Below are 12839 nucleotides of genomic sequence, written 5' to 3' on the forward strand. Positions count from 1 at the left end.
CCTGATGACCCGCTGGGCGGACGCGGCCGACGACCCCGAGTCGCTCGGCGGGCGGGCCTGGGCGGTGCTCGGGGCGGGCCCGCGCGGCCCGGTCTGCGCCGACCTCGTGGCCGACGGCCCGCACCTGCTGATCGAGGGACCGGCGGGCAGCGGCCGTACGGAACTGCTGCGGGCCCTGGTCGCCGCGCTGGCCGCGGCCGAGCGCCCCGACCGGCTCAGCGTCGTCCTGATGGACGGCCGGGACACCGTGGGCGCGGGCGGCGGCCACGGCGAGGGCCTGCGCGTGTGCACCGACGTCCCGCACGTGACCACCTATCTGACCGCCGACGACCCGGCGCAGATGCGGGAGTTCGCCCAGTCGCTGAGCGCCGAGCTGAAGCGGCGCGCGGAGCTGCTCGGCCGCTCCGACTTCACGGAGTGGCACACCGGCCGCGAGCTGTCCGGCCGTATGGTCGCCCAGCGCACGGCGCCCCCCAGGGGCACCGCGAGCGCCCCCGGCGACCCGGCCGCCGGCGACCTGGACTCCCCGCCCAGTTCCACGATCCGGCTGCGCCCCGCGGCGGCCCGCCGCCGGACCGAGACGGCGCCTCCGCTGCCCCGCCTGGTCGTGGTCGTGGACGACCTGGACGCCCTGGTCTCCCCGCCCCTCGGCTCCCCCGGCAGGCCCGCCGCAGGCTCGGTCATACGCGCGCTGGAGGCGGTGGCCCGCGAGGGCGAGCGCCTGGGCGTGCACCTGGTGGCCGCGACGGGCCCGGGCGGCCGTACGGCCGAGTCGGAGCCGGCCCGCCGGGCCACCCTCCGCGTCACCCTGGACGCCCCGGCCACCGGCCCGGAGGAACCGGCGCCGGGCCGCGGCAGGCTGAGCCGGCCCGACAGCCGGGTCACGGCCTTCCAGGCGGGCCGCGTCACCGGCCGCATCCCCCGTACGGCGACCCTGCGCCCCACCGTCGTCCCGCTGGAGTGGGAGCGCATGGGCGATCCCCCGGCCCGCCGCCCGGTGCGGGAGCTGGGCAACGGCCCGACGGACCTCGCCCTGCTGGCGAGCGCATTGGAACGGGCAGCGCGGGAAGTAGCGGCAACAGAGGTGCCGTCGCTGCTGTAGCCGAAATCAGCGGCACCTCCTCCCTCGTGTGCCCCGACGCACCGGCACTGGTCACGAGGCAGCAACGATCGCCCGCTTGACAGCCGACGCGCCCTTGCCGACCCAGTTCTCCCGGCGTAGACCAGTTCGCACGGGACAGCCCTCAACGTTCGACGAGGAACGAAGAACGGGGACGTGATGCGCAGCACGAGCAGCACAAACCGAAAGCCCAGGGCCGCGAAGACCGCAGCCGCCGTCCTCGCGGCAGCCCTCGCCCTCGCCGTCACCGGATGCGGCGGAAGCGACGACAAGAAGGACGACACCGGTGCGACCGGCGGCAAGGACAGCGGCAGCACCCTCACCCTCCCCAAGCTGAACGGCCAGAGCCTTGAGGTCGCCGCCGTCTGGAGCGGTGCGGAACAGGACAACTTCAAGAAGGTCCTCGCGGAGTTCGAGAAGCGCACCGGCGCCAAGGTCTCGTTCGTGCCCGCGCAGGACCCGATCATCAACTTCCTGGGCTCGAAGGTCGCGGGCGGCCAGCCCCCGGACATCGCGATGCTCCCGCAGCCCGGCGCGATCAAGCAGGCCGTGGACAAGAAGTGGGCCAAGCCGCTCGGCGCGGAGGCCAAGGCAGAGCTCGCGAAGAACTACTCGCAGGGCTGGCAGGACATCGGCAAGGTCGACGGCGAGCAGTACGGCGTCTACTACAAGGCCGCCAACAAGTCCCTGATCTGGTACAACGCCAAGGTCTTCGAGAACGCGGGCGCCACCGAGCCCAAGACCTGGGACGAACTGCTCACCACCGCGCAGACGGTCTACGACTCGGGCGTGACCCCGTTCTCCGTCGGCGGCGCCGAGGGCTGGACCCTGACGGACTGGTTCGAGAACGTCTACCTCTCCCAGGCGGGCCCGGAGAAGTACGACCAGCTGGCCAAGCACGAGATCAAGTGGACGGACCCGTCCGTGAAGGACGCGCTGACCACGCTGGCCCAGGTGTGGGGCAAGAAGGACTATGTGGCGGGCGGCGCGAAGGGCGCTCTCCAGGTCGACTTCCCGGCCTCCGTCACCCAGACCTTCACCGGCGGCGACCAGCCGAAGGCCGCGATGGTCTACGAGGGCGACTTCGCGCAGGTCAACATCCAGACGGCGAAGGCGAAGGTCGGCACCGACGCGAAGGTGTTCCCGTTCCCGAAGGTCGGCGACACCGCCCCCGTGGTCTCCGGCGGCGACGCGGCCGTCATCCTGAAGGACTCCAAGGCGGCGCAGGCGCTCGCGACCTTCCTGGCCTCCCCGGACGCGGCGACGATCCAGGCCAAGCTGGGCGGCTATCTCTCGCCGAACAAGAGCGTGGACGTCTCGTCGTACCCGAACCCGGTGCAGCAGAAGATCGCCAAGGCGCTGATCGACTCCGGCGACGACTTCCGCTTCGACATGTCCGACCAGGCTCCGCAGGCCTTCGGCGGCACCCCGGGCAAGGGTGAGTGGAAGGCGCTCCAGGACTTCCTGACCGACCCGAAGAACATCGCGGGCACCCAGGCGAAGCTGGAGGCGGACGCGGCGGCCGCCTACGGGAACTGACGCGATGACGTCGGCCACGGAGGCAGGGGTCCCACCGGCCCCTGTCTCCCCCAAGTCGCGCAAGAGCGTGACCGGCACCCGAAGGACCGTGGCGGCGCTGTTCCTGCTGCCCGCCCTCGTGCTGCTGGGCGCGCTCGTGGTCTACCCGATCGGGTACTCGCTGGTCCGCAGCTTCTACGACCAGTCCGGCGACGGTTTCGCCGGATTCGACAACTACAAGGCGCTGTTCACCGACGACGGCATCCGCACCGCCCTGAAGAACAACATCATCTGGGTGGTGTTCGCGCCGACGATCGCCACCGCGCTCGGTCTGGTCTTCGCGGTGCTGACCGAACGGGTGCGCTGGGGAACGGCGTTCAAGCTGGTCGTCTTCATGCCGATGGCGATCTCGATGCTGGCGGCGGGCATCATCTTCCGCCTCGTCTACGACCAGGACCCGGACAAGGGGTTCGCGAACGCGGTGTGGGTGGGCGTGCACGACACGTTCGCGCAGTCCTCGGCGTTCCCGAAGGCCCACCCGGGCCGGGAGTCGCCGCTGGTGGCGCAGGGCGGCGGCTTCATCACCAAGGCCACGGTCCGTACCGGCGGCACCGTCACGCTGCCCCTGGTGGGCGTCGCACCGGACCAGATGCCCGGCGACGCGAAGAAGGCCGTGGCACCGCAGGCGGACCCGGGCCGGATCACCGGCACCACCTGGCAGGACTTCACCCGCGGCAAGGGCGTCGGCACGCTCGGCGGGGTCGACCCGACCGAGGTCGGCTACCCCGGCATGAAGATCGAGGCCGTCAAGGACGGCAAGGTCGTCGAGACCACCAAGGCCGGCGACGACGGCACGTTCTCCTTCTCCGAGAAGGCCGACGGAGCCCAACTGCGGCTCCCGGCAAGCAACTTCAAGGAGGCCTACAACGGCCTGGACTGGCTCGGCCCGTCGCTGGTCACACCGGCGATCATCGGGTCGTACATCTGGATGTGGGCCGGTTTCGCGATGGTGCTGATCGCGGCCGGGCTCGCGGGCATCCCCCGGGAGCTGCTGGAGGCGGCCCGGGTGGACGGCGCGAGCGAGTGGCAGGTGTTCCGCAGTGTCACGGTCCCGCTGCTGGCGCCGGTCCTCGCGGTGGTCACCGTGACGTTGATGATCAACGTCCTGAAGATCTTCGACCTGGTCTTCATCATCGCCCCGGGCTCCTCGCAGGACGACGCGAACGTCCTCGCGCTGGAGCTGTACCGCAAGGGGTTCTCCGAGGACCAGCCGGGCATCGCGAGCGCCATCTCGGTGTTCCTGCTGCTGCTGGTGATCCCGGTGATGTGGTTCAACATTCGTCGGCTCAGGCGGGAGGTACGGCGATGACGACCCAGGCCGAAAGGCTCCCCGAGACGGCGGCGGCCGACGGGGCGAAGGCGAGGCAGTCCCTCGGCTCGCGCCTCGTCGAGCGGGTCAGCGGTGGTGCGATCAGCGTGTTCCTCGTCATCGTCGGCCTGTTCTGGCTGGTGCCGACGATCGGCCTGCTGATCTCCTCGCTGCGCTCCCCGCAGGACCTGAGCGCCAGCGGCTGGTGGCAGGTCTTCAGCAAGCCCTCCCAACTGACCTTCTCCAGCTACGACAAGCTCCTCCAGAACAGCGACATCACCAGCTCCATCCTCAACACCGTCCTGATCACCGTCCCGGCGACGCTCCTCGTGATCGTCATCGGCGCGCTCGCCGGGTACGCGTTCGCGTGGATGGAGTTCCCGGGCCGCGACTGGTGGTTCATGGGCGTGGTCGGGCTGCTGGTGGTGCCGGTGCAGGTGGCGCTGATCCCGATCGCCGAACTCTTCGGGAAGATCGGCCTGTTCGGCAACATCTTCGGCGTGGTCCTCTTCCACACCGGCTTCGGCCTGCCGTTCGCGGTGTTCCTGCTGCGGAACTTCTTCGCGGAGATCCCCCGTGAGCTCCTGGAGGCGGCGCGGCTGGACGGCGCGGGCGAACTGCGCCTGTTCGCACGGGTGGTGATGCCGCTCGGCGGGCCCGCCATCGCGAGCCTCGGCATCTTCCAGTTCCTGTGGGTGTGGAACGACATGCTGATCGCGCTGGTGTTCACCAACGCCGACAGCCAGCCCATCACGGTCGCCCTCCAGACCCAGATGCGCGCCTTCGCCGACAACGTCGACGTGCTGGCCCCGGGCGCGTTCATCTCGATGGTGATCCCGCTGATCGTGTTCTTCGCGTTCCAGCGGCAGTTCGTGTCCGGTGTGATGGCGGGCGCGGTCAAGTAGCGCGCACGGCAGCCGACTTGAGGGGTGGGCCTGCACCGGCCCGCCCCTTCGCGTTCGCCCGAATGCCGTACGGACCGTAACCAAGCGCCGTCAGGGGCCGTTCCCGGGCAGAACTCCCGCGCCGACCCATGGATGTGCCGTGCCCAGGTTCAGTGTCATCGTCCCCTCGTACAAGGTGCAGGCGTACCTGCCCGCATGCCTGGAATCGGTGCTGTCGCAGTCGTACGAGGATCTGGAGGTGATCGCGGTCGACGACCGCTCGCCGGACGTCTGCGGCGAGATCGTCGACGAGTTCGCGGCCCGCGACCCGCGTGTACGGCCGGTGCACCTGGCCCGCAACAAGGGCGTCGGCCAGGCCCGCAACGCCGGGATCGCCGAGGCGACCGGCGACTACCTGGTGTTCCTCGACGGCGACGACGTCCTCGCCCCGCACGCGCTGCGGGCGATCGCCGACCGGCTGAAGGAGACGGGCGAGCCGGACGTCCTGGTCCACGGCCACGCGCTCGCCCACTGGTCGGGCGAGACCGTCCCCGACGCCGCCGCGGGCCTGCTGACCGAGCAGGGCCCGGCGCCGTTCCGCCTGGAGGACCGCCGGGGGCTGCTGCGGGTGCCGGCGGCGGCCTGGAACAAGGTGTGCCGCAGGGAGTTCGTGGAGCGCGAGGGCTTCGCCTTCCCGGCCGGCTCCCACGAGGCCGTGGCCTGGACCTACCCGGTGCTGATGGCCGCCGAGTCGATCGCCACCCTCGACCGGGTCTGCGTCCACCACCGGCAGCGCAGGCGCTGCGTACCCGCCCAGGCAGGGCCGGGCTGCCCGGACCACTTCGACGTCTTCGACCAGTACGACCGGGTCTTCGCGTACGTCGACTCGCGCCCCGAACTCGCCCAGTGGCGGCCGGTGTTGTTCCGCGCCATGGTCGACGAGCTGGCGGCGCTGTTCACCGGGCGGGGCCGTCTGCCGCGGGGCAGCCACGCGGAGTTCCTGAAGCGGGCGCGGGTCCAGTACCGCGTGCACCGCGTCCCCGGCCACCCGGTCCCGCCGCGCTCCCGGCTGCGGCACGCACTGATCCGCCGGGGCCTGTACCGCAGTTACCGGCTCGTGGAACTGGCCAAGAGGATCAGCCACCGCACCACCAGGCCGGTCGTTCGCCTCGCCGATTCCCTGCGCTCGGCGGCCCTCCGGCTCCACTACCGCGTCCAGCTCCGGCTGCCGCTGCGCGCGGACCGTGCCGTCTTCGCCGCGTACGGGGGCCGCGGCCACGGCTGCAACCCGGGCGCGCTGGAGGAGGCGTTCCGCGCCTTCGCCCCGCACATCCGCACCGCGTGGATCGCCCGCCCCGAGCACCACCACACGATCCCGACCGCGACCCGCCGCCTCACCCCCGGCACGGCCGCCCACTGGACGGCTCTCGCCCGCTCCAAGTACCTCGTCACCAACGACGACTTCGGCCGCCCCCTCGTCAAGCGCCCCGGCCAGGTCCTCGTCCAGACCCAACACGGCACGCCCCTCAAGCACATGGGCCTCGACCTCCTCGAACGCCCCGCCGCGGCAAGGGACCTGGACTTCGAGGAGCTGCTCGCCGGGGTCGCGCAGTGGGACCACGTCCTGTCCCCCAACCGGCACACCACCCTGACCTGGGAGCGGGTCTACCCCGGCGGCTACACCACGCTCCCCTACGGCTATCCCCGCAACGACGTGTTCCAGAAGGCGACTTCGGAGGACGTACGGCGGCTGCGCGAGTCCCTCGGCATCCCGGAGGGCACGGTCGCGATCCTGTACGCGCCCACCCACCGCGACTACCGCCGCACCCAGCGCGCCGCCCTGGATCTGGACCGCTTCCTGCGCCGACTCGGCCCGCGCTTCGTCGTGCTGGCCCGCGCCCACCACCGGCACGGCGGCCCGCTGGCCTCCCCCGCCCCGGCCCGGGTCGTCGACGTCACCGACCATCCGAGCGTGGAGGCCCTGTGCCTGGCCTCGGACGCGCTGGTCACCGACTACTCGTCCCTGATGTTCGACTACGCCAACCTGGACCGCCCGATCGTCATCCACGCGGGCGACGACGACCACGCGGCGTACGAGGCGGCCCGCGGCACCTACTTCGACCTGCGTTCCTTCGCGCCGGGCGCGGTGGCCCGCAGCGAGGACGAACTGACCGACATCTTCGCCACCGGCCACTGGCGCGGCTCCCGCTCCACCCAGCTGCGCTCGGCGTTCCGCGAGCGGTTCTGCCCGTACGACGACGGCCGCGCCGCGGAACGGGTCGTACGCCACGTGGTCCTCGGCGAGACGGACCTGCCCCCGGTGACCCCGCTGTCCGACCGCCATCCGGTGCCGTCGGCGGCGGCGACGCTCGACCATCCCCCACTGCCGACGGTGTCCCGCTAGGAGCCCCGCATGCCCTCCAGCCCGTCCCACCCCACGCCGACCCGCCCGACGACCTGGCGCCCTACGGGACGCCCGGGCGCCTGGGACATGCCGACCGCGCACGCGGGGGCGGGGCGGGTGGGGTGAGTTGGTTTTCCGGACCTGACTCGGTCCGGGCGAGTTCGCTTTCCGGACTTACTCGATGACGAGGTCGACCTCGATGTTGCCGCGGGTGGCGTTGGAGTAGGGGCAGACCTGGTGGGAGGTCTCGACGAGCTTGCGGCCGGTCTCCTGGTCCACGGTGTCGGGCAGCTCGACGCGGAGGGTGACCTTGAGGCCGAACCCCTCGCCCTGCTTGCCTATGCCGACCTCGGCGGTGACGGCGGCGTCACTGACGTCCACCTTGGCCTGGCGACCGACGAGACCGAGGGCGCTGCCGAAACAGGCGGCGTAACCGGCGGCGAACAGCTGCTCCGGGTTGGTGCCCTGACCGTTGCCGCCCAGCTCCGCCGGCGGTGCCAGAGCGACGTCGATCTTGCCGTCGTTCGTGTAGGCGCGGCCGTCACGGCCGTGGGTGGCGGTGGCGACGGCGGTGTAGAGCGCGTCCATGGAAAACCATCCCTCTGGAGTGAGTCCTGTCGTTGCCACAAGTAGAGCACACAATTCAATTGTGTACAACTGAATGGCGGGTAAGAGCTACCCTGGAGGACATGACCACGCCCGCGACCGACTGGCTCCGACTCGACCAGCAGATCTGCTTCTCCCTCCACGCCGCGTCCCGCGCCTTCAACGGCGTCTACCGCGTGATCCTCAAGGACCTGGGGCTCACCTACCCCCAGTACCTGGTGATGCTGGTCCTGTGGGAGCACGGCGACCTGCCGGTGAAGACGCTCGGCGAACACCTGCGCCTCGACTCCGGCACGCTGTCCCCCCTGCTCAAACGGCTGGAGGCGGCCGGTCTGGTACGCCGGGAACGCAGCGCCCGCGACGAGCGCTCGGTCGAGGTCAAGCTCACCGACGAGGGGACGGCACTGCGGGAGCACGCCCTTCAGGTGCCCCGCCGCATCGCCGCCGCGACCGGCTTCGACGTCGACGAGATCCGCTCCCTGCGCGCCCGGCTGGACGAACTCACCTCGATGCTGGACGGCGCGGCCCGGGCCGAGGCGGCGGGCGACAGGGCCGCGCTTACCGAAAACTAGCGTCACTTTAGGACTGCTTCAGGGCTTGCACGGCATATGCCCGCCTACGATCCGCCGTGATGAGACATCCCCGTGCCGCCCTCGCCGCCGCCTGGCTCGCCACCCGCGCCCTGATGCTGTGGCTGCTCGCCCACGACAGCCTGCCCCTGCTGGGCGGCGGCAACGTCGCGCGCGAGGTGTGGCGGCTCTACCACCACTGGTACGGCGTCCTCGCGCACGGCGCCTTCCCGGTGCACGACACCCTCTGGCAGTACCCGCCGGGCGCGGGCCCCCTGCTGCTCTCTCCCGGGCTGCTGCCGGGCCTGACGTACTTCCAGGCGTTCGTCGCGCTCACCCTCGCCACCGACGCGGTCGTCGCCGTCGCCCTCACGCGCGCGGGCACCCGCCCCGGCCGCACCCTGCTCGGCGCCGCCGTCTGGGTCGGCGGCCTCCCCCTCCTCCTGCACGTCCCGCTCGCCCGCTACGACGTCCAGGTCACCGCCCTCGCGGTCCTCTCCCTGCTCACGTCGACGCGCTCCACGCGCGTGTGCGGGGCGCTCGCGGCGCTGGGCGCCCTGGTGAAGGTATGGCCGGTCCTGGTCCTCACCGGCCTGCCGAAGGGCCGGGCCACGCGATCGGCGTGGACCTCGGCGGCGGTGACCGGCACGACCGCCCTCGCGCTCCTCGCGACCCTCTTCGACCACCCCTTCGCCTTCCTGCGCCAACAGGGCGGCCGGGGCGTGCAGATCGAGTCCTTCGGCGGCACCGCGCTCGCCCTGGCCCGGCACGCCGGCTGGCCGGGACAGGTGCGCTACCAGTACGGGGCGCTGGAGTACACGGGACCGTACGTCTCCACGGTCGCCCACGTCTCGCTCGCGCTGACCGTCGTAGCCCTGGCTCTCGTGCTGCTGTGGCGGGCCAGGGCCCGGCGGTGGAACGAGGCCACGCCGTACGACGCGGCCCTTGCCGCCGTGCTGCTGTTCACCGTCACCAGCCGGGTGATCAGCCCGCAGTACATGATCTGGCTCGTGGGCCTGGCCGCCGTGTGCCTGACCTCCCGGCACACCACCCAGCGCCCGGTCGCCGCGCTGGTCCTGGCGGCGACCGCGGTGAGCGCCGTGGTGTACCCGGTCCTGTACGGCGAGGTCGCGAACGCCACCTGGACGGGCTGCGCGCTGATGGTCGTACGCAACGGACTGCTCGGCACCGCCGCCGTACTGTCCTTCACACGCGTGTGGCGCTCGACGACGGCACCGCGCGTGTCCCCCGCTCCACACCGGGTCACCCCTCCCGCGCCCGCGGTGCCGGACCGCCTGCTTCACTGATACGCGGACACGGGGCGACACAGGACACGGGTCAACCGACGAGGGGACGGCCGTACATGACCTGGCTGATCACCGGCGGCGCCGGCTACATCGGGGCGCACGTCGTGAGGGCGATGACCGAGGCGGGCGAACAGGCGGTCGTGTACGACGACCTGTCCACCGGCATCGCCGAGCGCGTGCCGGCCGGCGTGCCGCTGGTGACGGGCTCCACGCTGGACGCCGAGCGGATCGCGCACACCCTCGCCGACCACGAGGTCACCGGTGTGGTCCACCTGGCGGCCAAGAAGCAGGTCGGCGAGTCGGTGGACCGGCCGCTGCACTACTACCGGGAGAACGTCGAGGGCCTGCGCGTCCTCCTGGAGGCGGTGACGACGGCCCGGGTCGCCTCCTTCGTCTTCTCCTCCTCCGCGGCCGTCTACGGCATGCCGGACGTCCAACTCGTCACGGAGGAGACCCCGTGCGCGCCGATGTCCCCCTACGGCGAGACCAAGCTGGCCGGCGAGTGGCTGGTCCGCGCCACGGGCCGCGCGACGGGCCTGTCCACCGCCTCCCTGCGCTACTTCAACGTGGCGGGCGCCGCGGCCCCCGAGCTCGCCGACACGGGCGTCTTCAACCTGATCCCGATGGTCTTCGAGAAGCTCACCGAGAACGCCGCCCCGCGCGTCTTCGGCGACGACTACGCCACCCCCGACGGCACCTGCGTCCGCGACTACATCCACGTCGCCGACCTCGCCGAGGCCCACGTGGCCGCCGCCCGCGCCCTCCAGTGCGCCCCCGGCCGCGACCTCACCCTCAACATCGGCCGCGGCGAGGGCGTCTCCGTCCGCGAGATGATCGACCACATCAACACCCTCACCGGCCACCACCGCCCCCCGACCGTCCACCCCCCCCGCCCCGGCGACCCGGCCCGCGTGGTCGCCTCCGCCGACCGAGCCACGGCAGAACTGGGCTGGAAGGCCAAACACGACGTCCAGGACATGATCGCCTCGGCGTGGGAGGGATGGGTACGGCTGCATCCGGAGGCGGGACGGGGATAGGGCCGGGACGCGGCCCACGCGTCCCGCGCACGGCCGACCGGCCGCCCTCACCCACCGGCTGACCTCGGAGAACGAAGAAATCCGGAAAACTTCGCGCGACGATGTCGAGAATCCGTCGCCCGCTCCGTCCCAGGGGTGAGCGCGGCCACAATGGGTCGCACCGGTATCGAGGAGACCACCATGGCCAAGTACCTGCTGCTGAAGCACTACCGGGGCGCCCCGGCCGCCGTCAACGACGTTCGGATGGACCAGTGGACGCCGGAGGAGATCACCGCGCACCTGACGTACATGCGTGACTTCGCGGACCGGCTGGAGAAGACCGGCGAGTTCGTGGACGGGCAGGCGCTCGCGCCCGAGGGGGCGTGGGTCCGCTACGACGGGGAGGGGCGGCCGCCGGTGACGGACGGGCCGTTCGCCGAGACGAAGGACCTGATCGCCGGCTGGATGGTGATCGACGTCGACACCTACGAGCGGGCCGTGGAGCTGGCCGGGGAACTGTCCGCGGCGCCCGGCGCGGGCGGCAAGCCGATCCACGAGTGGCTCGAACTGCGCCCCTTCCTGGCCGCCGAGCCCGACACCACGGAGTGCCCCCACTGATGGACGAGTCACTCGTCCGCGGTCTCACCCCGGGCGTGCTCGCCGTCCTCGTCCGCCGCGGAGCCGACTTCGCGGCGGCCGAGGACGCCGTGCAGGACGCGCTCGTCGAGGCCGTCCGCGGCTGGCCGGACGACCCGCCGCGGGACCCCAAGGGCTGGCTCGTCACCGTGGCCTGGCGGAAGTTCCTCGACCAGACCCGCGCGGACACCGCCCGCCGCCGGCGCGAGGACCGGATCGACGAGGAACCGGCGGCCGGCGCCGCGCCCGGCGCGGACGACACGCTCCAGCTCTACTTCCTGTGCGCCCACCCCTCGCTGACCCCCTCCTCCGCCGTCGCGCTCACCCTGCGCGCCGTCGGCGGCCTCACCACCCGCCAGATCGCCCAGGCCTACCTCGTGCCCGAGGCGACCATGGCGCAGCGCATCAGCCGGGCCAAACGCACCGTCTCCGGCATCCGGTTCGACCAGCCGGGCGACGTCGCCACCGTGCTGCGCGTCCTCTACCTGGTCTTCAACGAGGGCTACTCCGGCGACCTCGACCTCGCCGCCGAGGCCATCCGCCTCACCCGGCAGCTCGCCGCCGCCATCGACCACCCCGAGGTCGCCGGACTGCTCGCCCTCATGCTGCTCCACCACGCCCGCCGCACCACCCGGACCGCACCCGACGGCAGCCTCGTCCCGCTCGCCGAACAGGACCGCGCCCGCTGGGACACCACCGCCATCGCCGAGGGCGTCAGGATCCTCCAGCACGCCCTCTCCCGCGACCGGCTGGGCGAGTTCCAGGCCCAGGCCGCCATCGCCGCCCTGCACGCCGACGCCCCCACCGCCGAGGAGACGGACTGGGTGCAGATCGTCGAGTGGTACGACGAACTCGCCCGCCTGACCGACAGCCCCGTGGTCCTGCTCAACCGCGCGGTCGCCGTGGGCGAGGCCGACGGTCCCCGCGCCGGCCTAGCCGCACTCGCCGCCCTGGACACCGCGCTGCCCCGCCACTCCGCGGTCGCCGCCCACCTCCACGAACGCGACGGCGACCTGGAGACCGCCGCCCGCCTCTACGCCGAGGCCGCCCGCCAGGCCCCCAACCTCGCCGAACGCGACCACCTGACCCGCCAGGCCGCCCGCCTCAACACCCGGCGCCGCTGACCCGCCGACGGGGCCCAAACCCCACGACCGGCGACCACTCCCGCACCGAACGCACCTCCACACCAGGCGTGCGCCGGTAGTACGGGTCCTCCTCCAGGATCTCCTCCAACCGCTCGCGCCCCACCACGAACACCAGCAGCGCCCCCTGGTCGTCGGCCCACGGACCGGCCGCGAAGAGCTGCCCCTCGGCATGCAGACCAGCGAGAGCCGCACGGTGGGCGGGACGGGCTGCGAGACGTTCCGGAGCGGGAGCGAAGACGAGTTCCACGACGAGCACGAGAGCCCC

General features: G+C 72.1%; 12 protein-coding genes. 10 read left to right on the forward strand and 2 right to left on the reverse strand.

Annotated elements, in window-relative coordinates:
* The 5 genes from G3I78_RS44680 to G3I78_RS44700 form a co-directional block, all read left to right on the forward strand.
* Positions 1-1102 (forward strand): FtsK/SpoIIIE domain-containing protein (locus tag G3I78_RS44680; protein WP_275424915.1); only part of this gene is annotated, 1102 nt, incomplete at its 5' end.
* Positions 1103-1279: 177 nt separating this feature from the next.
* Positions 1280-2659 (forward strand): extracellular solute-binding protein, encoded by a 1380-nt coding sequence (locus G3I78_RS44685; RefSeq protein WP_164435856.1) that lies wholly within the window; start codon positions 1280-1282, stop codon positions 2657-2659.
* Between the two features lie 4 nt (positions 2660-2663).
* Positions 2664-4007, forward strand: coding sequence for a sugar ABC transporter permease (locus G3I78_RS44690; protein WP_164435858.1), 1344 nt, complete (start codon positions 2664-2666; stop codon positions 4005-4007).
* A complete protein-coding gene (locus G3I78_RS44695) occupies positions 4004-4912 on the forward strand; it encodes a carbohydrate ABC transporter permease (RefSeq protein WP_164435860.1) in 909 nt (302 codons plus the stop codon). Before G3I78_RS44690 ends, G3I78_RS44695 begins: the two co-directional genes overlap by 4 nt.
* Positions 4913-5051: 139 nt before the next feature.
* The gene (locus G3I78_RS44700; protein ID WP_164435862.1) at positions 5052-7295 is read left to right on the forward strand and encodes a bifunctional glycosyltransferase family 2 protein/CDP-glycerol:glycerophosphate glycerophosphotransferase; all 2244 of its coding nucleotides are present in this window, start codon (positions 5052-5054) and stop codon (positions 7293-7295) included.
* Positions 7296-7469: 174 nt separating this feature from the next.
* Here the strand turns inward: G3I78_RS44700 and G3I78_RS44705 are convergent, their stop codons facing one another.
* Complete coding sequence (locus G3I78_RS44705) at positions 7470-7883, reverse strand: organic hydroperoxide resistance protein (protein ID WP_164435864.1); 414 nt, start codon at positions 7881-7883, stop codon at positions 7470-7472.
* A gap of 101 nt (positions 7884-7984) precedes the next feature.
* Here G3I78_RS44705 and G3I78_RS44710 point away from each other — a divergent pair, with 101 nt between their 5' ends.
* The 5 genes from G3I78_RS44710 to G3I78_RS44730 all read left to right on the forward strand — a co-directional run bounded on the left by G3I78_RS44710 (position 7985) and on the right by G3I78_RS44730 (position 12553).
* Positions 7985-8473 (forward strand): MarR family transcriptional regulator, encoded by a 489-nt coding sequence (locus G3I78_RS44710; protein WP_164435866.1) that lies wholly within the window; start codon positions 7985-7987, stop codon positions 8471-8473.
* A 59-nt stretch (positions 8474-8532) separates the two neighbouring features.
* Positions 8533-9777 (forward strand): glycosyltransferase family 87 protein, encoded by a 1245-nt coding sequence (locus G3I78_RS44715; protein WP_164435868.1) that lies wholly within the window; start codon positions 8533-8535, stop codon positions 9775-9777.
* Between the two features lie 56 nt (positions 9778-9833).
* Positions 9834-10814: a UDP-glucose 4-epimerase GalE gene (galE, locus tag G3I78_RS44720; RefSeq protein ID WP_164435870.1), complete on the forward strand. Its 981-nt coding sequence runs from the start codon at positions 9834-9836 to the stop codon at positions 10812-10814.
* A 180-nt stretch (positions 10815-10994) separates the two neighbouring features.
* Positions 10995-11411, forward strand: a complete 417-nt coding sequence (locus tag G3I78_RS44725; RefSeq protein WP_164435872.1) for a YciI family protein — start codon at positions 10995-10997, stop codon at positions 11409-11411.
* A complete protein-coding gene (locus tag G3I78_RS44730; protein ID WP_164435874.1) occupies positions 11411-12553 on the forward strand; it encodes a DUF6596 domain-containing protein in 1143 nt (380 codons plus the stop codon). The genes G3I78_RS44725 and G3I78_RS44730 overlap by 1 nt, the downstream gene beginning before the upstream one ends.
* Here G3I78_RS44730 and G3I78_RS44735 read toward each other — a convergent pair.
* Positions 12534-12830 carry a YciI family protein gene (locus G3I78_RS44735; protein ID WP_164435876.1) on the reverse strand — a complete coding sequence of 99 codons (297 nt, stop codon included), beginning with the start codon at positions 12828-12830 and terminating at the stop codon, positions 12534-12536. The two genes, G3I78_RS44730 and G3I78_RS44735, sit on opposite strands and share 20 nt — an antisense overlap.
* Positions 12831-12839: the final 9 nt, after the last annotated feature.

This window comes from Streptomyces sp. SID13726, assembly GCF_010548375.1.
Lineage (GTDB): Bacteria > Actinomycetota > Actinomycetes > Streptomycetales > Streptomycetaceae > Streptomyces.

What these genes read in the sequence shown, in the direction of transcription:
- galE (WP_164435870.1), top strand. Translation starts at nt 9,834, where the DNA reads ATGACCTGGCTGATCACCGGCGGCGCCGGCTACATCGGGGCGCACGTC.
- G3I78_RS44690 (WP_164435858.1), top strand. Translation starts at nt 2,664, where the DNA reads ATGACGTCGGCCACGGAGGCAGGGGTCCCACCGGCCCCTGTCTCCCCC.
- G3I78_RS44730 (WP_164435874.1), top strand. Translation starts at nt 11,411, where the DNA reads ATGGACGAGTCACTCGTCCGCGGTCTCACCCCGGGCGTGCTCGCCGTC.
- G3I78_RS44710 (WP_164435866.1), top strand. Translation starts at nt 7,985, where the DNA reads ATGACCACGCCCGCGACCGACTGGCTCCGACTCGACCAGCAGATCTGC.
- G3I78_RS44695 (WP_164435860.1), top strand. Translation starts at nt 4,004, where the DNA reads ATGACGACCCAGGCCGAAAGGCTCCCCGAGACGGCGGCGGCCGACGGG.
- G3I78_RS44725 (WP_164435872.1), top strand. Translation starts at nt 10,995, where the DNA reads ATGGCCAAGTACCTGCTGCTGAAGCACTACCGGGGCGCCCCGGCCGCC.
- G3I78_RS44685 (WP_164435856.1), top strand. Translation starts at nt 1,280, where the DNA reads ATGCGCAGCACGAGCAGCACAAACCGAAAGCCCAGGGCCGCGAAGACC.
- G3I78_RS44715 (WP_164435868.1), top strand. Translation starts at nt 8,533, where the DNA reads ATGAGACATCCCCGTGCCGCCCTCGCCGCCGCCTGGCTCGCCACCCGC.
- G3I78_RS44705 (WP_164435864.1), bottom strand. Translation starts at nt 7,883, where the DNA reads ATGGACGCGCTCTACACCGCCGTCGCCACCGCCACCCACGGCCGTGAC.